Below are 21,986 nucleotides of genomic sequence, written 5' to 3' on the forward strand. Positions count from 1 at the left end.
TGATATGTCATTGAGCGATCCTCTCGGCGATATGCTGACCCGCATCCGCAATGCCTATGGCCGTAAGAAGTCGACCGTGTCGACCCCGGCCTCGCGTCTGCGTGCCCGTGTTCTCGATGTGCTGAAGTCGGAAGGTTACATCCGCGACTACAGCCAGACCGACTTCGACAACGGCAAGTCGGAAATCGAGATCGAACTGAAGTACTTCGACGGCAATCCGGTCGTGCGCGACATCTCTCGCGTTTCGAAGCCGGGCCGCCGCGTCTACGTTTCGGCCAAGTCGATCCCGCAGGTCGCCAACGGCCTCGGCATCGCCATCCTTTCGACCCCGAAAGGCGTTATGGCCGATCACGAAGCACGCGAGCAGAACGTCGGCGGTGAAGTCCTCTGCCAGATCTTCTGATCGGCGAGTTGAGATAGGAAGGACGAGAGAAAATGTCTCGTATTGGTAAGAAACCCGTCTCCGTACCGGCCGGCGTGACCGCTTCTGTCAACGGCCAGACCGTGACGGCCAAGGGTCCGAAGGGCGAACTGAAGTTCGTGGTCAACGACGAAGTTCTGGTCAAGCTGGACGAAGGCCAGATCGCCGTCGAGCCGCGCGATCAGTCGAAGGACGCCCGCTCCAAGTGGGGCATGTCGCGTACTCAGATCGTCAATATCCTGACCGGCGTGAAGGACGGCTTCGAGAAGAAGCTCGAGATCACCGGCGTCGGTTACCGTGCTGCCATGCAGGGCAAGAACCTGCAGCTCGCGCTCGGCTTCTCGCACGACGTGGTCTATGAGACCCCGCAGGGCATCACGATCACTGTGCCGAAGCCGACCGAAATCACCGTTTCGGGCATCGACAAGCAGCAGGTCGGCCAGGTCGCGGCCGAGATCCGCGAATATCGCGGTCCTGAACCCTACAAGGGCAAGGGCGTGCGTTATGCTGGCGAGAAGATCGTCCGCAAGGAAGGCAAGAAGAAGTAATCGGCTCGGCCCTGAACGGATTGTTCGGACAGGGCCGGACCAGAGAAATGCAACGCCACGGGGTGTTGCCGCGGGAGGAGAGAAACCTACCGCACAGGGCAACCCCCGTCTTACAAGGCAGGAATCACGACTATGGCAACCAAGGAAGCCACTCTGCGCCGCTCGGCGCGTATCCGTCGCCAGATCAAGGCAGTCGCCAACGGTCGCCCGCGTCTTTCGGTGCACCGCACCTCGAAGAACATCTATGTTCAGGTGATCGACGACGCCAAGGGGCAGACCATTGCAGCCGCCTCGACCCTGGAGAAGGACTTCAAGGCCGGCAAGAAGACGGGTGCCGATACCGCGGCTGCCGCTGCCGTCGGCAAGCTGGTCGCCGAGCGTGCGATCAAGGCTGGCGTCAAGGACGTCGTCTTCGATCGTGGCTCGTACATCTATCATGGTCGCGTCAAGGCGCTGGCCGAAGCCGCCCGCGAAGGTGGCCTGAACTTCTAAGCCTGAGCCTTTCCGAATGCCGGCTTCAAAAAGGGGCTGACATTTCGGAACGGATCGTGCAGAAGGCGCAAGTTTTTCGCCGCCGGCGACCTCGAAAAGGGGCGCCGGCATTTCAGCAACCCGTGCTTCCGGAAAAGAACAAGGACTAGGATATGGCACAGGAACGTAGGGAAGGCGGCCGCGAACGTGGCCGTGACCGCGAAGAGCGCGACGACGGCATCGTCGACAAGCTCGTACACATCAACCGCGTCGCCAAGGTGGTCAAGGGTGGCCGTCGCTTCGGCTTCGCCGCGCTCGTCGTCGTCGGCGACCAGAAGGGCCGCGTCGGCTTCGGCCACGGCAAGGCGCGCGAAGTGCCTGAAGCGATCCGCAAGGCGACCGAATCGGCCAAGCGCGACATGATCTTCGTCCCGCTGCGTTCGGGCCGTACCTTGCACCACGATGTCGAGGGACGTTGGGGCGCCGGCAAGGTTCTGCTGCGCACCGCCAAGCAGGGTACCGGCATCATCGCAGGCGGCCCGATGCGCGCTGTCTTCGAAACGCTCGGCATGCACGACGTCGTCGCCAAGTCGATGGGCTCGTCGAACCCGTACAACATGGTTCGCGCCACCTTCGACGCCCTGAAGCGCCAGATGCATCCGAAGGATGTGGCTGCTGCGCGTGGCATCAAGTATTCGACCCTTCAGGCCCGCCGCGGCAATGCCGTTGCGGCTGATGAATAGTCGATAGCTTAGAGGGACCACCAACATGGCCAAGAAAGCTACCAAGACCGTCACCGTTGAGCAGATCGGTTCGCCGATCCGTCGGCCGAAGGAACAGCGCGCGACGCTGGTCGGCCTCGGCCTCAACAAGATGCACCGCAAGAGCACGCTCGAAGATACGCCTTCCGTGCGTGGCATGATCGCGGCCGTCCAGCATCTCGTCCGCGTTGTGGACGAGAAGTAAGCCGCAGGAGAACGACCATGAAACTCAACGAACTGCGTGACAAGGACGGCGCGACCAAGGCTCGCAAGCGTCTCGGACGCGGCATCGGCTCGGGCTCCGGCAAGACCGCCGGCCGCGGCGTGAAGGGTCAGAAGGCCCGTTCCGGCGTTGCCATCAACGGCTTCGAGGGTGGCCAGATGCCGCTCTACCGCCGTCTGCCGAAGCGTGGCTTCAACAACATCTTCGCCAAGAGCTTCGCTACCGTGTCGCTCGCCCGCATTCAGACGGCGATCGATGCGAAGAAGCTTGACGCCAAGGAAACCGTGACCGGTGAGGCACTCGTCAAGGCCGGCGTCATCCGCCGCCTCAAGGACGGCGTGCGCGTCCTCTCCGACGGCGAACTCAAGGCCAAGCTCACCTTCGACGTGGCCGGCGCTTCGAAAGCCGCCGTCGAGAAGATCGAGAAGGCCGGCGGTTCGGTGAAGCTGCCCGAAAAGGCATCTGCCGAATAATATCTCAGACAAGCGGCCGCGCTCGACGCGGCCGCTTGCATCTTGGCACCGCCGAGCCTATGTCCGGTGCTCGGTGATAGGCGCTGCCCGAAGCGGGCGCTCCCGCGTCATCTGGCGGAGAAATTTCCATGGCTTCGGCTGCTGAACAACTAGCATCCAATCTCAATTTCGCGGCCTTTGCCAAGGCCGAGGATCTCAAGAAGCGCATCTGGTTTACGATCGGCGCTCTCCTCGTCTATCGCCTTGGCACTTACATCCCGCTTCCAGGCATCGATCCGGCCGCTTTCTCGCAGGCCTTCCAGTCGCAGTCCAAGGGCGTGCTGGGCATGTTCAACATGTTCGCCGGCGGTGCCGTGCAGCGCATGGCGATTTTTGCGCTGGGCATCATGCCTTACATCTCCGCTTCCATCATCATGCAGCTGATGACCTCGGTCATTCCGTCGCTGGAAGCGCTGAAGAAGGAAGGCGAGCAGGGCCGCAAGATCATCAATCAGTATACCCGCTACGGCACCGTGCTGCTTGCCATCGTGCAGGCCTACGGCATTTCGGCGGGACTTGAGAACGGCAACGGCATCGTTACGGATCCGGGCATGTTCTTCCGCATCTCCACCGTTATCACCCTGGTGGGCGGCACAATGTTCCTGATGTGGCTGGGCGAGCAGATCACTGCCCGCGGCATCGGCAACGGCATCTCGCTGATCATCTTCGCCGGCATCGTCGCCGGCCTGCCAAGCGCCATTTCCGGCACGCTGGAACTCGGCCGCACCGGCGCGCTGTCGACACCGCTGATTCTAGCCATCATCGTGCTGGCCATCGTGGTCATCGCGCTGATCGTGTTCTTCGAACGTGCCCAGCGCCGGCTTCTGATCCAGTATCCGAAGCGTCAGGTCGGCAACCGCATGTTCCAGGGCGATACTTCGCATCTGCCGCTGAAGCTCAACACTTCAGGCGTCATTCCGCCGATCTTCGCCTCGTCACTGCTGCTGCTGCCGGCGACCGTCGCGGGCTTTTCGAGCACGACCAACCTGCCGGGCTGGGCGAACGCTCTCCTGGCCTCGCTCGGTCACGGCCAGCCGCTCTACATGGCGTTCTATGCTGCAATGATCGTGTTCTTCGCTTTCTTCTACACGGCGATCGTCTTCAACCCGAAAGACACCGCCGACCAGCTGAAGAAGCATTCCGGTTTTATTCCCGGTTATCGCCCAGGCGAGCGCACCGCCGAATATATCGACTATGTGCTCACCCGCATCACGGTGATCGGCGCCATCTATCTGGTTGTCATCTGCCTGTTGCCGGAGTTCCTGATTTCGGCCACTGGCGTACCGTTCTACCTTGGTGGCACTTCGCTTCTGATCGTTGTCAGTGTAACGCTCGACACCGTTGCGCAGATTCAGGGTCACCTGATCGCGCATCAGTACGAGGGTCTGATCAAGAAGTCGAAGCTGCGCGGAGGTAAGAGGGGTAGATGAGGTTGATATTGCTTGGCCCGCCTGGTGCGGGCAAGGGGACGCAAGCGCAGCGACTGGTCGAAAAACACGGCATTCCGCAACTCTCCACCGGAGATATGTTGCGTGCTGCGGTCAAAGCTGAAACACCGGTCGGTCTCAAGGCGAAAGCAGTCATGGATGCCGGTGAACTGGTGTCCGACGCTATCGTCAATGCGATCGTTGCCGAGCGCATCGATCAGGCTGATTGCGCCAAGGGGTTCATTCTTGACGGTTATCCGCGCACACTGGCCCAGGCGGATGCGGTGGAAACGATGCTGGCCGAGCGCAAGCTCAAGCTGGATGCCGTCATCGAACTCGTTGTCGACGACAAGGTTCTGGTCGGCCGAATCGTCAAGCGCGCGCAGGAAGCGGCGGCAGCCGGGCAGCCGGTGCGCAAGGACGACAACCCGGAAGTTTTTGAAGAGCGTCTGCGCGAATACTACAAGAAGACCGCACCGCTCATCGGCTACTACCATGCCAAGGGTATGCTGAAAGGCGTCGACGGCATGGCTGATATCGACGCCGTGACCGGGCAGATTGAAACCGTTCTGGCTGCTGCTGTCCAGAAATGAACAATTCAGCTTGACTGGGCCGGGCTGCTGGAGTATGGCGGCCCGTCTCCCTATCAGGCATGAGCTTTGCTTGTCCGTGAGGACAAGGCAGCCGCTTTGAACAGGAACTCCCGCAAGGGCCGGCCTCCACCGGACGCGGGTTCACGTAAAAAGCGCCGGTTCGACGTTGTCGTCCGGCCCAAATGGAGAAAGAGAAGTTATGGCCCGTATAGCCGGCGTCAATATTCCGACCAACAAGCGCGTCGTCATCGCGCTTCAGTATATTCACGGCATTGGCAAGAAGTTTGCCCAGGAGATCGTCGACAAAGTCGGCATCCCCGCCGAGCGCCGCGTCAACCAGTTGACCGACGCCGAAGTGCTGCAGATCCGCGAGGCGATCGACCGCGATTACCAGGTCGAGGGCGATCTGCGTCGCGAAGTTTCGATGAACATCAAGCGTCTGATGGACCTCGGCTGCTACCGCGGCCTGCGTCACCGTCGTTCGCTGCCGGTGCGCGGTCAGCGCACGCACACCAACGCCCGCACCCGCAAGGGCCCGGCGAAGGCGATTGCCGGCAAGAAGAAGTAATTGAGCGAATAGCGAATGGCGAATAGGGAAACCTACTCGCTATTCTCTATCCACTACTCGCTCCGGTGTAGCCGCTGGCATTACGGCGGTGTAGAGATCAACTGAAAGGACTACCATGGCCAAGGAAGCCGCACGCGTCCGTCGCCGCGAACGCAAGAATATTTCGTCGGGTGTCGCTCATGTCAACTCGACCTTCAACAACACCATGATCACCATTTCCGACGCGCAGGGCAACGCGATTGCCTGGTCGTCGGCTGGCGCCCAGGGCTTCAAGGGTTCGCGCAAGTCGACCCCGTTCGCTGCCCAGATGGCTGCCGAAGACGTTGCCAAGAAGGCGCAGGAACACGGCATGCGCATGCTCGAAGTCGAAGTTTGCGGTCCGGGCTCGGGTCGTGAATCGGCTCTTCGCGCGCTGCAGGCCGCCGGTTTCACCATCACCTCGATCCGTGATGTGACGCCGATCCCGCACAATGGCTGCCGCCCGCGCAAGAAGCGTCGCGTCTAACAGCTTTTTCGAACACCGTCGGGAACGCCTCGTGCGTTCCCGAATGGTTTCCAGGTCGCCCGCCACGATTGGATGGTGGTGGGGAAACGGAAGGACAGAAAATGATCCAGAAGAACTGGCAGGAACTGATCAAGCCCAACAAGATCGACTTCTCGTCGAAGGGCAAGACGCTGACGACGCTGGTCGCCGAGCCGCTTGAGCGCGGCTTTGGCCTGACCTTGGGCAACGCGCTGCGCCGCGTGCTGCTTTCGTCGCTGCGTGGCGCGGCCGTCACCGCCGTGCAGATCGACGGCGTTCTGCATGAATTCTCGTCCATCGGCGGTGTGCGCGAGGACGTGACCGACATCGTTCTCAACATCAAGGAAATCGCCATCAAGATGGAAGGCGATGGTCCCAAGCGCATGGTCGTGCGCAAGCAGGGCCCGGGTGCCGTCACCGCTGGCGACATCCAGACTGTGGGCGATGTCGAGATCCTGAACCCCGACCATGTCATCTGCACCCTCGACGAGGGCGCCGAGATCCGCATGGAGTTCACGGTCGACACCGGCAAGGGCTATGTCCCGGCCGAACGCAACCGTGCCGAAGACGCGCCGATTGGCCTTATCCCGGTCGATTCGCTCTATTCGCCGGTCAAGAAGGTCTCCTACAAGGTCGAGAACACCCGCCACGGCGAGGAGCTCGACAAGGACAAGCTGACCATGACGCTCGAGACCGACGGTTCGGTCACGGGTGAGGACGCAGTGGCTTTCGCCGCTCGCATCCTGCAGGATCAGCTGTCGCTGTTCGTCAACTTCGACGAGCCGCAGAAGGAGGTTGCGACCGAAGCCGTCACCGAACTCGCCTTCAACCCGTCGCTCCTCAAGAAGGTCGACGAACTGGAGCTTTCGGTGCGTTCGGCCAACTGCCTGAAGAACGACAACATCGTCTACATCGGCGACCTCATCCAGAAGACGGAAGCGGAAATGCTTCGCACGCCGAACTTCGGTCGCAAGTCGCTGAACGAGATCAAGGAAGTTCTGGCTGCGATGGGCCTGCACCTCGGTATGGAAGTACCGGACTGGCCGCCGGAAAACATCGAAGACCTCGCCAAGCGTTACGAAGACCAATATTGAGCATGAATTCCAAGGATCGGCGGCGTGAGCCGCTCGATCCGACGGTCATGCGGAAAACCATCAGAGGCCGTGGCCTCTTGAACAACTGAAGAAGGAAAAGAGCCATGCGCCACGGTTTCAAAGGCCGTCGCTTCGCCCGCAGCGTAAGCCACCGCAAGTCGATGTTCGCCAATCTCGCCGTGTCTCTGATCGAGCACGAGCAGATCGTCACCACCCTGCCGAAGGCGAAGGACCTGCGTCCGATCGTCGAGAAGCTGGTCACGCTCGGCAAGCGCGGCGACCTGCATGCCCGCCGTCAGGTCATTGCCCAGATCGGCAACGAGCCGGTCGTGAAGCGCCTGTTCGACACGATTGCGCCGCGCTATGCGGAACGCAACGGCGGCTACCTGCGCATCATGAAGGCAGGCTTCCGCAAGGGCGACAACGCCGCCATGGCGGTCATCGAGTTCGTCGACCGCGATACCTCGGCCAAGGGCGCTGCTGACCGCGCTCGCGTCGAGACGGAAGCGACCGAGACCGAAGCGGCCTAAGCCTTTCGGACTTTCTTGAAAGACATTCAGGGGCCCCGAGGGGTCCCTTTTTGTTGCGCAAATCCCACATGAGCTGCGGCCGACGCATCGGTGCGAAAATCGAAATCGATTTTTTTAAGCACGATGCGCGGTTTGAGAGCGTTAGAGCGTCCTTGTGTGAGGCGTGGCGCTCTAAGGGAAAGGTCGCAGAAATGCTCCCGAATATTCTTCGCGTCGTCGTGTTCCTCATCGGACTGATTACCGGCGGCACTGTCGTCGCCGAGGCCAAGGAGGCACCATCCATGTTGATCGAAGCGATCACCAGCGGTGACATTTCGGCACTGAAGGCCGCGATGACAGCGGACACAGACCTGGAACAACGCGACGGCAAGGGTCGCACGGCGCTGCTGATTGCCACCCATGCCGACAATGCCGAAGCGGCAAAGTTGCTCATCGAGGCGGGCGCCGACGTCAATGCCAAGGACGACATCCACGACACGCCGTTTCTTTATGCGGGTGCCGAGGGCAGAAACGACATCCTGAAGGCCATTCTCGCCTCCGGCAAGGCCAATCTGAAGGACACCAACCGCTTCGGCGGTACCGCCTTGATCCCTGCCGCGGATCATGGCTATCCGGAAACCGTCGCGATCCTGCTTGGGACCGATATCGACGTCGACCACGTCAACGATCTCGGCTGGACGGCGTTGATGGAGGCCGTGATCCTGGGGGACGGAGGTCCCGTGCAGCAGCAGATCGTCGACCTTCTGCTCAGTGCCGGCGCCAAGGATATCCCTGATCATGATGGCGTGAGCACGCTCGATCACGCCCGGCAGCGCGGTTACGATGCCATCGCTCAGAGGATTGCCGAGGGCGTACGCTGACTGTCGGGTCGGCCATCCCGACGAACGGGGATGGTCACCGAACCGTAGCCCGGCTGTCATCTGCCGGTCATGGCTTTCCAACAAAACGGTGAGGGCGGGTCTCGGGAGAGATCTATCACCGTTTGAAGGACCGACGACCATGACCACTCTCATCAGGCGTTCGCTGCTGGCTACGGCAGCGCTTTCCGCGCTTCTCATTTCCGGAACTGTTCACGGACAAGATGCCGCCGATGCCTACCTGCAGCGCGGCGCCAAGGGCGACATCACCCAGCGGGGTGGCGCACGGCGTCTGACCGGTGAGGCTACTGCAGAACTTCAGAAGTACATCCAGGGTGGCGAGGTGAAGAACGTCATTCTGCTCATCGGCGACGGCATGGGCGATTCCGAGATCACGGTGGCGCGCAACGTTGCCGAAGGCGCAGGAGGCTTCTTCAAAGGCATCGACGCTTTGCCTGTCACCGGCCAGTACACGCACTATTCGATCGACAAGAAGAGCGGCAAGCCAAGCTACGTCACCGATTCCGCAGCTTCGGGTTCGGCCTGGGCGACAGGCACCAAGTCCTACAACGGCGCCATCTCGGTCGACATCCAGGAGAAGCCGCACAAGACATTGATCGAACTCGCCAAGGCTGCCGGCATCGGCACCGGCAACGTGTCCACCGCCGAGATCCAGGATGCCACGCCGGCCGTGCAGGTTGCCCACGTCACGCAGCGCAAATGCTACGGCCCGGCTGCGACTGCTGAAAAGTGCCCGGCCAACGCACTGGAAAATGGCGGCCTCGGCTCGATCTCGGAGCAGTTGTTGAACACACGCGCCGATGTGGTGCTGGGTGGCGGCGCCAAGAGCTTCGGCGAAACGGCTAAGGCCGGCGACTGGAAAGACAAGACCCTGCTCGATCAGGCCAAGGAGCGCGGCTTCCAGCTTGTTACCAATGCCGACGAGCTCAAGGCCCTGACCGTGGCAAACAACGACAAGCCGGTGCTCGGCCTCTTCTCGGAAGGCAATATGCCGGTACGCTGGAAGGGGCCGAAGGCGACCCACCACGGCAACATCGATCAGCCGGCTGTGACCTGTGAGCCGAATGCCGAGCGCGCTGCCACCGTTCCGACACTGGCTGCAATGACGACCAAGGCGATCGATCTGCTCAAGACCAACGACAATGGCTTCTTCCTGCAGGTCGAGGGCGCTTCGATCGACAAGCAGGACCATGCAGCCAATCCGTGCGGCCAGATCGGCGAGACGGTCGATCTCGACGAAGCCGTGCAGGTCGCACTCGACTTTGCCAAGGCCGATGGCAAGACGCTGGTTATCGTCACCGCAGATCACGCCCACACCAGCCAGATCATCCCGAACGAGACCAAGTCACCGGGCCTCACGCAGGCACTCAACACCAAGGACGGCACGGTCCTCACCATCAACTACGGCACGTCGGAAGACGAGGAGGACCAGGAACACACCGGCGCGCAGCTGCGCGTCGCGGCCTTTGGTCCGCATGCGGCCAACTTCGCCGGCCTGACCGACCAGACCGACATGTTCTTCACGATCCGTGACGCGTTGAAGTTGGCTGATTGACAGGGCCTTGCCCTTTTCCCGCAATACGGGGAGAGGGCACTGACGGCACCTGTCGCAAAGCGCAGGCAGAATTGCGATCTTCGTAAATTTCAAGACGAAATGATTCTGGCTCAACGTGCTGGCGGTTTTCATGACGAAAACCGCCAGTTTTTTATGCCTGTGAGGATTTGGCCGGGTCGCCGAGAAGGCGCATTCGAAGGCATTTTGGCGGCCTTTTACCGAGCGGGGAAAATGGGTGAGGGCGACGCTGTTGGATTCCGCTTCCGCGCTTCCTACTTTGTCGGAAACCCTCTAGCCTCGCGCGCAATCAGAATCGTTAGCCAAGGCCCGCCATGCGCTGCCCCTATTGCCAGTCCGAAGACACGCAGGTGAAGGATTCGCGTCCTGCCGAAGATGGCGCTGCCATCCGCCGGCGCCGCGTTTGTCCCGACTGCGGCGGCCGCTTCACCACATTCGAACGTGTGCAGCTACGTGACCTCGTCGTCATCAAGAAATCCGGCCGCAAGGTGCCATTCGATCGTGACAAGCTGGCCCGCTCGGTCGAGACGGCGGTGCGCAAGCGCAATGTCGATCCCGACCGCATCGACCGCGCCGTCACCGGCATCGTGCGTCAGCTGGAAAGTTCGGGCGAAACAGAAATCCCGTCGGCGGAAGTTGGCCGTCTGGTGATGGATGCGCTGAAGTCGCTGGACGACGTCGCCTATGTCCGCTTCGCCTCGGTCTATCGCAATTTCCGCGAGGCCAAGGATTTCCACGAAGTGCTGGGCGAGCTGAAGGGCGACGAGGACGCTGGATAGGTCGTGATTTCGCATAGCAGTCCAGAACAGCAGGCTCTCGACCGCCGTTTCATGGCCGCGGCGATCCGGCTGTCGCGGCGCAACCTTGGCCGTACTGCCACCAATCCCTCCGTTGGCACCATTATCGTGCGCGACGATGGCGGTGGCCCGATGATCGTCGGTACCGGCGTCACCGCGGTCGGCGGACGCCCGCATGCAGAAACCGAGGCACTGGCCGAGGCTGGCCCGCTGGCCAAGGGCGCTACTGCTTATGTGACACTGGAACCCTGCGCCCACCATGGCCGCACGCCGCCTTGCGCGAATGCGCTGGCAGCCGCCGGCATCAGGCGGGTGGTCGGTTCCGCGAGCGATCCTGACCCGCGCGTGTCCGGCAAGGGCTATGCCATCCTGCGCGACGCCGGCGTCGAGGTCGTCGAGCGTGTTCTTGCCAAAGAGGCGGCCGAGCAGATGGCGGGGTACCTGATCCGCTCCCTCAGGAAGCGGCCGGAAGTGATTCTGAAACTTGCCCTTTCCGCCGACGGTATGATCGGCCGCAAGGGCGCTGGCCAGGTCTCGATCACCGGTGATGCCGCGCGCCGCGAGGTGCACCTGATCCGTGTGGAAGCGGATGCGGTTCTGATCGGCATCGGCACGGCACTTGAGGATGATCCTGCGCTTACTGTTCGCCTGCCGGGGCTGGAAGGACGTTCGCCAGCGCGAATCGTGCTCGATCGTCACATCCGTTTGCCTGAAACAGCCAAGCTGGTGGCCGAGGTGGATCGTGTGCCGCTCTACATCGCAGCCTGCGCCGAAGCCGATCCTCAGCGCAAGGCGGCGTTGGAGCGGCGCGGCGTGCGCTTCATCGGCACCGAAACGGTAGACGGCCGTATCGCCTTGCCGGAGCTGATGGAGGACTTGGCCGCGCTTGGCATGGCGAGTTTGCTGGTCGAAGGTGGTGCGGAAGTCGCAAGGGCTTTTCTCGACGAAGAACTGGTCGACCGTATCATCCTGTTCACCGGGCCGGAGGCAATCGGCGACGGCGGGATCGCTTCACCCATCGATGCCACCGGCATTCCGGCTAGCTTCCGCAAGTTGCGCGAGATCAGCTTCGGCGAGGATCACTGCGCCGAATGGGTAAGGGATATTTTCTGATGTTCACTGGCATTGTGACAGATATTGGCACCGTGGCTGCGGTGAGCCCCCGCAAGGAAGGCGTCGGTCTGCGCATCGACACCAGCTATGATCCTACCACCATCGACATCGGTGCCTCGATCTCCTGCGGCGGGGTATGCCTGACTGTGACCGCGCTGCCGGAGCAGGGCTCCAACGCCCGCTGGTTCGAAGTCGAGGCCTGGGAAGAGGCATTGAGGCTGACCACCGCGTCCGATTGGAAGGCCGGTAGCCGCATCAACCTGGAGCGCGCGCTGAAGATCGGTGATGAGCTGGGTGGCCACATCGTGTCCGGCCATGTCGACGGCACCGCACTGATTGTGGCACGCGAAGACGAGGGAGAGGCCGTGCGCTTCACGCTCGAGGCGCCGCGCGAACTGGCCAGATTCATCGCTCCAAAGGGTTCGGTTGCGCTGGACGGCACCTCGCTGACGGTGAACAAGGTGGAAGGCACACATTTCGACGTGCTTTTGATCCACCATTCGCTGCAGGTGACCACCTGGGCGGACCGGCAGGTTGGCGATCGCATCAACATCGAGATCGACACCATGGCGCGTTATGCGGCGCGGCTGGCGGAGGCTGCGAAAGAGGGACTTTAGGGCCACCTTAGGGGGCGCGATGTCTGAGTTCCGGTTTGAGGCGACGGTGGTTCATTGGCGGGGACCGTCTCCATTTTTCTTTGCGCCGGTACCGCCGCAGTGCGGTGACGAGATAAAACGGCTTTCGACGTTCGTGACCTACGGCTGGGGGATGATACCGGTCGAGGCAACGATCAACGGTGTCACGTTCTCGACATCGCTGTTCCCGAAGAACGAGAGCTACCTTTTGCCGCTGAAAGCGAAGGTGCGGCAAAAGCTCAACCTGACGGCAGGCGATACGATTTCCGTCGAGATGAGAGTTCAGCCGGCGCAGCGTTGATAGCCGGTGCGCGGCTCCATCGCCTTCAGATGGCCGTTCATGGATGCGGTTGCTTCGTGGCCCGTGGTCACGGATCTGGAATCGTACCGGCCAGCACCTGCGAATAGGCCGCCGCATCGATGTTGCCGCCTGACACCACGCAGACAACATTGCCCTTGATCTGGTCGCTGGCCAAGGCAACGGCCAGCGAGGCGGCGCCTGCGCCTTCCGCAACGACCTTCGCTTTCGAGAAGAGCAGCCGCATTGCATCCGTGATCTGGTCGAGGCTGACGGCAACAGCGCCGTCAATCAGTTCGCTCACCACTGGCCACAGCTGCGGCACGAGCGAAGGGCCGCCGATGCTCTTCACGAAGGACGGCTTCGTCTCGATCTCCACGATATTTCCCGCGGCAAGCGCTGCGGTGACGGGAGCGGCACTCTCGTCCTCGGCGGCAACAATCATTGCCTGCGGACGCAGCGCCTTGACCGCGCTGGCGACTCCGGTCGTCAGGCTGCCGCCGCCAAAGGGCATCACCACGACATCGATTTCGGGCAAATCCTCGACGATTTCCAGGCCGATGATGCCGTTCCCGCTCAGCACGGCCTGGTCCGTCACGGGATTGATCAGAAGTTCGTCGAGTTCAGGCTGCTCTGCCTCGACGATGTAGCGCCACCACGTTTCCATGGAGATGAAGCGCACGTCGCCGCCGAGCTTGCGCACGCCATCGATCTTGGTCTGCGGCGCTCCCGAATACATGTAGGCAGCCATCGGCACGCCGAGTCGGTTGGCAGCCCACGCCATGCCGTAGGCCATGTTACCGGAGCTTGCCGTCGCGACGCCGTCGCGCAAGTTTGCAATGTCGCGCGACAGCAGCGCATTCAGCGCTGGCCGCAGCTTGAAGGCACCGATGGGAGAGAGCGTTTCCAGCTTGAGGAATATGCGCCGATCCGGCAAGCCAAGATCGAGATGAACCAGTGGCGTGCGGGGCATGTAGCCGGCCAGCCGGCTTCGCGCCGTTTCGATCTCTTCCAGCCTGGGGCGTCGTGGACTTGTCGTCTCGAAGCTTCCCGATCCCGGTTTCATGCAACGTCCTCGTTCACCACGCGCTTCCACTATGGATTATATTTTATCCTTAAAGGAATCAAAGGTTCGACACGACCGATTGTGTCGAGGCGGTGGTGCCGGTAAACGCGGTGTGTCGGCAGGGCCCCTCAAACGTCGCTTGCGCCCGCCGCCGCTTCGGCCTAAGTCACCGACAATTCCGGAGACCTTCATGGCTGGCACATCCCAACACGGCAAGGCGTTCATTCGGCCAAAGAAAAACGCCCACCTTCTCATCATCGAGGCGCGGTTCCACGACGACCTCGCCGACGCGTTGCTTGACGGCGCGGTGAGCGCGCTCGACGAAGCGAGCGCGACCTACGACGTCGTGACTGTTCCCGGTTCACTTGAAATCCCGGGCGTCATCGCCTTCGCGCTCGACGGCATGGCCGAGGACGGCAGAATCTATGACGGCTTTGTTGCGCTCGGCACCGTCATCCGCGGCGACACCTATCATTTCGACATCGTGGCGAACGAGTCGAGCCGCGCGCTGATGGACCTCTCGGTGCAGGAATCGATCGCGATCGGCAATGGCATCCTGACCACCGAAAATGAAGAGCAGGCCTGGGTACGCGCCAAGAAGAGCGAAGGCGACAAAGGCGGTTTCGCTGCACGCGCGGCGCTGACCATGATCGCGCTCAAGGAAAAACTGGGGGCGCAATCGTGACCGAACCATCGGGTTCCGCCCCACGCCAGGCCAACAAACGCGGTGCCGCGCGCCTCGCGGCCGTGCAGGCGCTCTACCAGATGGATGTCGCGGGCTCCGGCCTGCTCGAAATCACAGCCGAATATGAGGCGTTCCGGCTTGGCAAGGAGGTCGACGGCGCTCTGTACCGCGAAGCCGACGCGCAGTGGTTCAGGGCCATCCTGGCTGGCGTGGTCGAGAACCAGAAGACGGTTGACCCGGTTATTCGCCAGTCCCTGACCGAGGATTGGCCGCTGTCGCGGCTGGATTCCACGCTGCGCGCCATCCTGCGTGCCGGCGTCTACGAGCTGATGAAGCGCGAGGATGTGCCCGTCGCGGTGATCGTCTCTGAGTATGTCGATATCGCCAAGGCTTTCTATTCCGAGGAAGAGCCGAAGCTGGTCAATGCGGTGCTTGATCGTGTTGCACGCCGTGTGCGCGGCGAGGGCAGGGGAAAGGACGCACGATGAGCGTTGTGACGGTCGCCGCGGAAAACGAGGCGCGCCGTACCGCCTTCATCTTGTCCGCTGCCCAGGCGGTGCTGGGGTCGGCTGGACCGATCTGCTTCGCACTCGGCGCGCTGGCCGGTGAATTTCTGCTGGGGCCCGACAAGTCGCTCGCCACCGCGCCACTCACCGGGTTCTCCCTTGGCCTGGCGGTGGGAGCATTGCCTTCGGCAGCACTGATCCGTCGGCTCGGTCACCGCGACGGCTTCCTTGTCGGCACCGGCGTGACGGCACTGGGCGGCTTGATTGCCACCCTGGCGCTGTTCCAGTCGAGTTTCTGGACATTCGTGTTCGGCCTGCTGGTCATCGGCGTGGGCGCTGCCTTCGTGCAGCAATTCCGCTTTGCAGCGGCCGACAACGCACCGCTGGAATTCAAGGCGCGCGCTATTTCCTTCGTTCTGGCGGGTGGCATCATCACCGCCATTCTTGGCCCGCAGGTTGTGATCTTCACCAAGGATCTGCTGGCGCCTGTCCCGTTTGCCGGCGCCTTCGCGTCGATCCTCGGCCTGTCGGCCTTAGGGGGCGCAATTCTGCTCTTCCTGCGTACGCGAGAGCCGTCCGAGGTTGGACACGCTGACACCCATGGTGGCAGGCCGCTGGCCGAGATTGTCAGCCAGCCGCGCTTCTTCATCGCGCTCTTATGTGCCGTCGGTTCCTATACGCTGATGACCTTCGTCATGACCGGGGCGCCGCTCGCCATGGTCGGCTGCGGCTTTTCTTCCGACCAGGCGACGCTCGGCATCTCTTGGCACGTCATGGCCATGTTCGGACCAAGCTTCTTCACTGGCCGTCTCATCCATCGTTTCGGCGCACCTGCGATTGTCGCGGTTGGCTTCGCACTGCTTATCGTCTGCGCCTTGGTTGCGTTGTCTGGTATTCAGCTATGGCAATTCTGGTCGGCGCTGATCCTGCTCGGTCTCGGTTGGAATTTCGGCTTCATCGGCGCCACCGCGATGGTCACTGAAAGCTATCGACCCGAGGAAAAGGGCACGATCCAGGGCTTCCACGACCTCATTCTGTTTGGTTCCGTGGCGTTTGCCTCGCTGATGTCGGGGGCGGTCTACAACGCCTGGGGCTGGGCGATGCTGGCTTGGGTCGTCTTTCCGGTTTCGCTCGTGTGCCTTGTGGCGCTCGGTGCGCTGCGCATAACGGCAGTGCGCCGAGCCGCCTGAGCCGCGCTTTTCATCCTCTGGATGATTTCCGGATGGATGAACTTCAATCTCCCAATGCATTGCGCGCGGCATAGAGCTCCGCGGTGAAGTCGGTGATGAGTGCCGAATTGATGCCGTCCGGTGGGCGTAGGATGAGCGCACGGAAATAGACGGCAGGTTCGAACGGCCTGGCCACGATGCCGGCGATCATGCCATCGGCGATGACGGACGGGTTGACCAGTCCGACGCCCATACCCTTCGCGGCGAGGATGGCGATGGTGAGGCCGTAGGGGGTTTCGATAAGGACGCGAGGCTTCACGCCGTGCTCGGCGAAGATCTTGTCCATGGCAAGCCGTACCGTGTCCTCGGGGGACAAAGCCAGAAAGCCCTCCTCGGCAAGGTCGGCGGGCGTGATGACGAGTTTGCGGGACAACCGGTGGTTCTTCGGCATGATGCAGACGGCACGCGGTGTGGTGAAGACGCTGTGCAGCACGCCGCTGGTATCCACTTCGTCGGCGGCGAGCCCGATGTCGAAACTGCCGGAAGCTACAAGATCACGCACGACATGGGAGGTGCGCACTTGATAGCTGATGCGCACCTGCGGATGTTTTTTCGAGAAGGCAACAATGGCGCGTGGCACCAGCCCGTGCCCCAACGCCGATAGGCTGGCAACGCGGATCGTTCCGGTACCAACTTCCTTGATCTGAGCAGCACGCAGCTTGAGCCGATCGAGCCCCACCAGATTGGCTTTCACCTCGGCGTGGAAAAGCTCGCCTTCGCGCGTTGGGACAAGCCTGCCGCGAATGCGATCGAACAGGCGAAAGCCGAGTTCGGCCTCCAGCTTGGCGAGCGAGCGGCTGATCGCCGGCTGCGAGGTGTCGAGCAGTGTCGCGGCTGCTCCTGCGCCGCCTGTGATCATGATCGCATTGAAGACGTCGACATCACGCAGGTTCATGGCAATCCATATCAAGAATGGATGAACTCTATCGTTCCGGTCATAGAAGGCAATGGGTGAGCCGATTAAGGTTTAGCCATGACCCGACAGGACGACACAGCCCATATTCATCCGCCGAAGCGTTCGCAGGAACCGTTCCAGGCGTTGGCCATGCCGGTGGAACGGGCCTCGACCGTTGTTTTTGACGATCTGGCGGCCTTCCAAAATCGCACCGAACGCCTGTACGACGGTTTCAGCTACGGGCTTTATGGCACGCCGACCAGCCGCCAGCTGGAGGATCATCTTGCCGCGCTGGAGGGTGCCAGCCGCGCGCTTGTCGTGCCCTCCGGCATGGCAGCCATAACGTTGGCGACGATGGCTACCTGTAAGGGCGGAGATCGTGTGCTGATGCCTGAGACCCTCTATGCACCAGCTCGCGACATGGCTTTGCGCTTTCTTGGACCACTGGGTATTGAAGCTCTCTCCTACGATCCTCGGCTTGATGCACGCCTTGGTGAATTGATCGACGAGAGAACGCGGTTGGTGTGGGTCGAGTCACCCGGCTCGGCCACTTTCGAAGTTCAGGATGTACCCGCAATCGTAGCTGAAGCTCACAAAGCTGGTGCACTCGTTGCCGCCGACAACACCTGGGCCTCGCATCTGCTGTTCAGGCCGCTCGATCACGACGTCGACATTTCCATGCAGGCGCTTTCCAAACATGCCGGTGGTCATGGCGATCTGTTGATGGGCTCGGTCGCGGTACGCGACGAAGCGCTCTTCAGGCGTCTGAAAGATGCCGCACGTTTCCTGGGCTATGGCGTTTCGCCCGAAGACTGTGCCCTGTGCGAGCGCGGCCTGATGACCATGCCGGTCCGCATGCGACAGGCCGATGCCACGGCACGGGAAATCCTGGCCTGGTTGGCATCCCGGTCTGAAGTCGTCCAGATACTGCATCCGTCTCAGCCCAAACACCCCGGCCATGCAGCCTGGAAGCGGAACTTCAGCGGTGCTGCAGGCGTATTTTCCTTCGTGTTGCGCCCTGATCTGGCGCCTTTTCAAGCGGAAGCACTCCGCCGCATGCGTCTCTTCAAGCTCGGCGCGAGCTGGGGTGGGGTGCATTCGCTGATCGCGGTCAACGATCCGCGCAAGGGCAGAGTCAGCCTGGATTGGTTGAAGCCCGGTCCAGTCTGGCGACTGTCGATCGGTCTCGAAACAGCAAGCGACCTTCTGATCGACCTTGCCCAAGCTTTCGATCTGTTTGCGGAGCAGCAACCGGGAACAGTGACGCCCGACAAAGCAGCTGAATGACAACAACAACGCAAGAACAAGGGGAATGAACATGGATGCAAACAGCTTCAAACGATTTGCCGCGATGGCCCTCGGTCTGGCTGGGCTTGTGGTGAGTGCACAAGGCGCCGGCGCGCAAAGCGTCGTCGGCAAGATCAAGGAACGCGACTATCTGAGCTGTGGCGCCAGCCAAGGTGTACCTGGGCTCTCACGGCCTGACGAGAAGGGTTACTATCGTGGTTTCGATTCCGACATCTGCCGCGCCTTCGCGGCTGCAATCCTCGGCGACAAGGAAAAGATCCGCTACGTGCCGCTGAATGCCGGCCAGCGTTTCCCGGCACTGCAGACCGGTGAGATCGATGTGCTATCGCGCACCTCCACCATCACCTACAGCCGTGACTCGGTGGTGCGCTTCGTGTGGATTACGCTCTACGACACTGATGGCGTCCTTGTGCGAAAGGCCGACAACATCACCGAACCAAAACTCCTGGACGGCAAGACGATCTGTCTGCAGAGCGGTGGCTCACTGACTGAAAAGGCCATCGAGGAAACCGAGGAGGAATTCGGGATCACCACCAAGAAAGTTTATTACGACACGACCGTCCAGGCTCGTGACGCTTTCTTTGGGGGACGCTGCGATTCCTATGTTACCGACGGCACAGCAGCTGCTGGCCAAAGGGCTTCAGTCGCTAAGAACCCTGACGATTACGACATTCTCAAGATCGGCAGTGCAGCCGAACCCAATGGCGTTGCCGTGGCGCGGGGCGATGACAAGCTCTTCGACATCGTGCGCTGGACGGTGAATGCCCTGCTGTGGGCGGAGCTCAACGGCATCACGTCGCAGAACATCGATGAAAAGCTCGCCTCAGGCGCGCCGGACATCACGCGTGTCCTGGGCGGCGAGGCCGGTTTCGGCAAGGCGATGGGGCTGGACGACAAGTGGGCCTACAACGTTATCAAGCAGGTGGGGAACTATGCCGAGATCTGGGACCGTAACCTCGGCAAGGACAGTCCATTGAAGGTCGACCGTGGCCTGAACAAGCTCTGGAAGGATGGCGGTCTCAACTATCCCTATCCTTGGGAGTGAACCTTGACACGAGGGGGGCGCACTTTCGCGCTCCCCCTGACTTCCAAACGGTTGAAACTGCGAGGCCCGCATGCTGAGCGATGCCAAGACCCGGTCAACGATCATTCAGGCTGCGCTGATGCTGGCTTTCGTTGCCTTCGTTGTCTTGCTGGTCGACACGACCTTCGACAATCTGAAGGCGAGGGGCATTCCGATCGGCTTCGATTTCCTAACGACACCATCTCGGATCGTCATTTCCGAGGCGATTCTCACCTACAAATCGCGTGATCCCTACTATTGGGCGATTGTCGTGGGACTAGCCAATACGGTTTTCATTTCCGTTCTGGTCATCCTCTTCTCGTCTGTGCTCGGTCTCATCGTTGGCGTCACCCGATTGAGCAGCAATCCTCTGGCAGCAGGCACTTGCCGGGTCTGGGTCGAACTGGCACGCAACTCACCGCCGATCGTGCTCCTCATCTTCCTGTATTCCTTGTGGTGGAAGGTGTTGCCGCCTGTTGGCGAGGCGCTCAACCCATTGCCGGGCGTTTATGCATCCATGCGCGGGTTCGTGGTGCCGGCTGTCAGCGTTGATATAGGCACGCCAGGCTTGGTGATCGTTTTGGCGGCTTTGGCGTTGTTGATCACAACACGGATCGCAACGCGTAAGGGCGTGTCATTGCCTTGGATGATGCCGATCGTCCTGGCTCTAGGAGGAGCAGGGCTTTGGTTCGCCGATGTGCGCTTTGCCGTCGACTGGCCGACCTTGGCGGGCTCGAACTTCAAGGGTGGTAAGGAACTCACGCCGGAGCTCAGCACGATCCTTGTCGGGTTGACCATCTACACCACCGGTTTCGTCGCGGAGATCGTGCGCGGCGGGATCCTGTCAGTCGGCCGCGGTCAGTGGGATGCCGGAAATTCGCTGGGCCTGCCGCGTGGCAAGATCTTGCGGCTTATCGTCATTCCGCAAATGCTGCGCGTGATCGTGCCTCCGCTCAACAGCCAGTACATCAACGTTGTCAAGAATTCGACATTGGCGATTGCGGTTGGCTATCCGGATTTCCTTGCGGTGATGAATACGATCATCAGCAAATCCAGCCATTCCATCGAGGGCGTGTTCATCATCCTCGGCGTCTATCTCGCCCTGAACCTCAGCCTGTCGAGCGCGGCCAACTGGTACAATCGCCGCATCGCCATCGTGGAGCGATAACCATGAAGGCCATATCTCTCCCCATGCCTGCAGACACCCAGCCGAGCCGTGCTCGCTTTACGGCCTTGCAACGCACCGGCAAGCTCCTGTTCGGAACGCCGCTCAACGCCGTGTTGACCGTAATCTTCGTCCTGTTGCTGGCCGCTATGGTGCCGCCGATACTGCGCTGGATGGTGATCGAGGCAGTCTGGTTCGATCCCGATCCCAATGCCTGCAGGACAGCAACGGGCGCTTGCTGGAGCTTCATCTATGCGAAGTCGGGACAGCTTCTGTTCGGCATCTATCCGGTCGACGAACGTTGGCGGCCGGCATTCGTCTGTCTGCTAATCCTGTCTCTGCTCGGCTGGTCCGTGCGGCCAGCGAGCTGGGCACCGCGAATGCTCGCGCTGTGGGTGGTCGCGTTCGCGATGATCTTCTGGCTGATGGGAGGCGGCTTCGGCCTTGTCGAGGTGCCAACCTCGTCTTGGGGTGGTTTGCCGGTAACATTAATCCTTACCGTCGTCGCCATCGGTACCGCCTTTCCGATCGGCATCCTGCTTGCTTTGGCCAGGCGCTCGACAATGCCAGCAGTCCGAATTGGCGCTGTTGCGCTCATCGAATCCGTGCGCGGTCTGCCGCTGCTTTCGATCCTGTTTGTTGCATCGATCATGATGCCTCTGTTCCTGCCGGAAGCGCTCCTGCCCGATAAGTTCGTGCGTGCGCTCGTGGCACTCACCATCTTTGCCGCAGCCTATCTCGCCGAGGTGATCCGCGGCGGCCTGCAAGCGATCTCGAAGGGCCAGTATGAGGCTGCGGCTGCACTTGGTCTGCCATTCTGGCGTACGCAATATCTCGTCATCCTGCCGCAAGCGATCAGGGTGGTGATCCCCGCGCTCGCCAACACCATCATCGTCATGATCAAGAACACCAGTCTGGTCTTGGTGGTAGGTCTCTTCGATCTGATCAGCTCAGGCAAGGCCGCACTCGCCGACCCGGAATGGCCATCGCCCGCCGCCGAAACCTTCCTCTTCATCGGCGCGATCTTCTTTGCGCTGTCCTTCTCCTTCGCCCGTTTTGCCGACTTCCTGGAGCGGCGCGGCCCGATTTCGCACTAGGAAACAA

27 protein-coding genes are annotated in these 21,986 nt (G+C 61.3%); 25 read left to right on the forward strand and 2 right to left on the reverse strand.

Annotated elements, in window-relative coordinates:
- The first annotated feature begins 4 nt into the window (after nt 1-4).
- The 18 genes from rpsH to ACFWXH_RS05590 all read left to right on the forward strand — a co-directional run bounded on the left by rpsH (nt 5) and on the right by ACFWXH_RS05590 (nt 12,968).
- Nucleotides 5-403 (forward strand): 30S ribosomal protein S8, encoded by a 399-nt coding sequence (rpsH, locus tag ACFWXH_RS05505; protein ID WP_054311489.1) that lies wholly within the window; start codon nt 5-7, stop codon nt 401-403.
- 32 nt (nt 404-435) lie between these two features.
- Nucleotides 436-969: a 50S ribosomal protein L6 gene (gene rplF / locus ACFWXH_RS05510; protein ID WP_054311490.1), complete on the forward strand. Its 534-nt coding sequence runs from the start codon at nt 436-438 to the stop codon at nt 967-969.
- A 132-nt stretch (nt 970-1,101) separates the two neighbouring features.
- Nucleotides 1,102-1,461 (forward strand): 50S ribosomal protein L18, encoded by a 360-nt coding sequence (rplR, locus tag ACFWXH_RS05515; protein ID WP_054311491.1) that lies wholly within the window; start codon nt 1,102-1,104, stop codon nt 1,459-1,461.
- A gap of 152 nt (nt 1,462-1,613) precedes the next feature.
- A complete protein-coding gene (gene rpsE / locus ACFWXH_RS05520; protein ID WP_054311492.1) occupies nt 1,614-2,183 on the forward strand; it encodes a 30S ribosomal protein S5 in 570 nt (189 codons plus the stop codon).
- 25 nt (nt 2,184-2,208) lie between these two features.
- Nucleotides 2,209-2,406, forward strand: coding sequence for a 50S ribosomal protein L30 (gene rpmD / locus ACFWXH_RS05525; protein WP_054311493.1), 198 nt, complete (start codon nt 2,209-2,211; stop codon nt 2,404-2,406).
- A gap of 17 nt (nt 2,407-2,423) precedes the next feature.
- On the forward strand, nt 2,424-2,897 hold the full coding sequence (gene rplO, locus ACFWXH_RS05530; protein WP_054311494.1) for a 50S ribosomal protein L15: 474 nt from the start codon (nt 2,424-2,426) through the stop codon (nt 2,895-2,897).
- Between the two features lie 128 nt (nt 2,898-3,025).
- Nucleotides 3,026-4,366, forward strand: coding sequence for a preprotein translocase subunit SecY (secY, locus tag ACFWXH_RS05535; RefSeq protein ID WP_054311495.1), 1,341 nt, complete (start codon nt 3,026-3,028; stop codon nt 4,364-4,366).
- On the forward strand, nt 4,363-4,956 hold the full coding sequence (locus ACFWXH_RS05540; protein ID WP_054311496.1) for an adenylate kinase: 594 nt from the start codon (nt 4,363-4,365) through the stop codon (nt 4,954-4,956). The genes secY and ACFWXH_RS05540 overlap by 4 nt, the downstream gene beginning before the upstream one ends.
- Nucleotides 4,957-5,155: 199 nt before the next feature.
- Entirely contained in the window at nt 5,156-5,524 is a 369-nt protein-coding gene (gene rpsM / locus ACFWXH_RS05545; protein ID WP_054311497.1) for a 30S ribosomal protein S13, read from the forward strand.
- Between the two features lie 115 nt (nt 5,525-5,639).
- Nucleotides 5,640-6,029, forward strand: a complete 390-nt coding sequence (gene rpsK, locus ACFWXH_RS05550; RefSeq protein WP_024924781.1) for a 30S ribosomal protein S11 — start codon at nt 5,640-5,642, stop codon at nt 6,027-6,029.
- 101 nt (nt 6,030-6,130) lie between these two features.
- The gene (locus ACFWXH_RS05555; RefSeq protein ID WP_054311498.1) at nt 6,131-7,141 is read left to right on the forward strand and encodes a DNA-directed RNA polymerase subunit alpha; all 1,011 of its coding nucleotides are present in this window, start codon (nt 6,131-6,133) and stop codon (nt 7,139-7,141) included.
- A gap of 104 nt (nt 7,142-7,245) precedes the next feature.
- A complete protein-coding gene (gene rplQ, locus ACFWXH_RS05560) occupies nt 7,246-7,671 on the forward strand; it encodes a 50S ribosomal protein L17 (protein ID WP_054311499.1) in 426 nt (141 codons plus the stop codon).
- Nucleotides 7,672-7,862: 191 nt separating this feature from the next.
- The gene (locus ACFWXH_RS05565) at nt 7,863-8,531 is read left to right on the forward strand and encodes an ankyrin repeat domain-containing protein (protein WP_379118182.1); all 669 of its coding nucleotides are present in this window, start codon (nt 7,863-7,865) and stop codon (nt 8,529-8,531) included.
- A gap of 139 nt (nt 8,532-8,670) precedes the next feature.
- On the forward strand, nt 8,671-10,104 hold the full coding sequence (phoA, locus tag ACFWXH_RS05570; RefSeq protein WP_379118184.1) for an alkaline phosphatase: 1,434 nt from the start codon (nt 8,671-8,673) through the stop codon (nt 10,102-10,104).
- Nucleotides 10,105-10,436: 332 nt separating this feature from the next.
- Nucleotides 10,437-10,901: a transcriptional regulator NrdR gene (gene nrdR / locus ACFWXH_RS05575; protein ID WP_379118186.1), complete on the forward strand. Its 465-nt coding sequence runs from the start codon at nt 10,437-10,439 to the stop codon at nt 10,899-10,901.
- A 51-nt stretch (nt 10,902-10,952) separates the two neighbouring features.
- Complete coding sequence (gene ribD / locus ACFWXH_RS05580; protein WP_379118972.1) at nt 10,953-12,032, forward strand: bifunctional diaminohydroxyphosphoribosylaminopyrimidine deaminase/5-amino-6-(5-phosphoribosylamino)uracil reductase RibD; 1,080 nt, start codon at nt 10,953-10,955, stop codon at nt 12,030-12,032.
- Nucleotides 12,032-12,649: a riboflavin synthase gene (locus ACFWXH_RS05585; protein WP_379118188.1), complete on the forward strand. Its 618-nt coding sequence runs from the start codon at nt 12,032-12,034 to the stop codon at nt 12,647-12,649. Before ribD ends, ACFWXH_RS05585 begins: the two co-directional genes overlap by 1 nt.
- 19 nt (nt 12,650-12,668) lie before the next feature.
- Nucleotides 12,669-12,968 (forward strand): DUF1905 domain-containing protein, encoded by a 300-nt coding sequence (locus tag ACFWXH_RS05590; RefSeq protein ID WP_379118191.1) that lies wholly within the window; start codon nt 12,669-12,671, stop codon nt 12,966-12,968.
- 67 nt (nt 12,969-13,035) lie between these two features.
- Here ACFWXH_RS05590 and ACFWXH_RS05595 read toward each other — a convergent pair whose 3' ends face one another.
- A complete protein-coding gene (locus ACFWXH_RS05595; protein ID WP_379118193.1) occupies nt 13,036-14,031 on the reverse strand; it encodes a pyridoxal-phosphate dependent enzyme in 996 nt (331 codons plus the stop codon).
- A gap of 190 nt (nt 14,032-14,221) precedes the next feature.
- Here ACFWXH_RS05595 and ribH point away from each other — a divergent pair, with 190 nt between their 5' ends.
- From ribH to ACFWXH_RS05610, 3 genes are read left to right on the forward strand one after another with little or no spacing between them, the layout of a single operon-like run.
- Nucleotides 14,222-14,716, forward strand: coding sequence for a 6,7-dimethyl-8-ribityllumazine synthase (gene ribH, locus ACFWXH_RS05600; protein WP_379118195.1), 495 nt, complete (start codon nt 14,222-14,224; stop codon nt 14,714-14,716).
- Entirely contained in the window at nt 14,713-15,204 is a 492-nt protein-coding gene (gene nusB / locus ACFWXH_RS05605; protein WP_379118197.1) for a transcription antitermination factor NusB, read from the forward strand. Before ribH ends, nusB begins: the two co-directional genes overlap by 4 nt.
- The gene (locus ACFWXH_RS05610) at nt 15,201-16,412 is read left to right on the forward strand and encodes an MFS transporter (RefSeq protein WP_379118199.1); all 1,212 of its coding nucleotides are present in this window, start codon (nt 15,201-15,203) and stop codon (nt 16,410-16,412) included. The genes nusB and ACFWXH_RS05610 overlap by 4 nt, the downstream gene beginning before the upstream one ends.
- 43 nt (nt 16,413-16,455) lie before the next feature.
- Here ACFWXH_RS05610 and ACFWXH_RS05615 read toward each other — a convergent pair whose 3' ends face one another.
- Nucleotides 16,456-17,346, reverse strand: coding sequence for a LysR substrate-binding domain-containing protein (locus ACFWXH_RS05615; protein WP_379118201.1), 891 nt, complete (start codon nt 17,344-17,346; stop codon nt 16,456-16,458).
- 78 nt (nt 17,347-17,424) lie between these two features.
- Between ACFWXH_RS05615 and ACFWXH_RS05620 the strand changes: the two genes are divergently transcribed.
- The 4 genes from ACFWXH_RS05620 (at nt 17,425) to ACFWXH_RS05635 (ending at nt 21,979) form a co-directional block, all read left to right on the forward strand.
- The gene (locus ACFWXH_RS05620) at nt 17,425-18,633 is read left to right on the forward strand and encodes a trans-sulfuration enzyme family protein (RefSeq protein ID WP_379118203.1); all 1,209 of its coding nucleotides are present in this window, start codon (nt 17,425-17,427) and stop codon (nt 18,631-18,633) included.
- A 25-nt stretch (nt 18,634-18,658) separates the two neighbouring features.
- On the forward strand, nt 18,659-19,699 hold the full coding sequence (locus ACFWXH_RS05625; RefSeq protein ID WP_379118205.1) for a transporter substrate-binding domain-containing protein: 1,041 nt from the start codon (nt 18,659-18,661) through the stop codon (nt 19,697-19,699).
- A gap of 70 nt (nt 19,700-19,769) precedes the next feature.
- Entirely contained in the window at nt 19,770-20,885 is a 1,116-nt protein-coding gene (locus ACFWXH_RS05630; protein WP_379118207.1) for an amino acid ABC transporter permease, read from the forward strand.
- Nucleotides 20,886-20,887: 2 nt separating this feature from the next.
- The gene (locus ACFWXH_RS05635; protein WP_379118209.1) at nt 20,888-21,979 is read left to right on the forward strand and encodes an amino acid ABC transporter permease; all 1,092 of its coding nucleotides are present in this window, start codon (nt 20,888-20,890) and stop codon (nt 21,977-21,979) included.
- The last annotated feature ends 7 nt before the right edge of the window (nt 21,980-21,986 follow it).

Source organism: Mesorhizobium sp. NPDC059054, from assembly GCF_042739215.1.
In the GTDB taxonomy this organism is placed as follows: Bacteria; Pseudomonadota; Alphaproteobacteria; order Rhizobiales; family Rhizobiaceae; genus Mesorhizobium.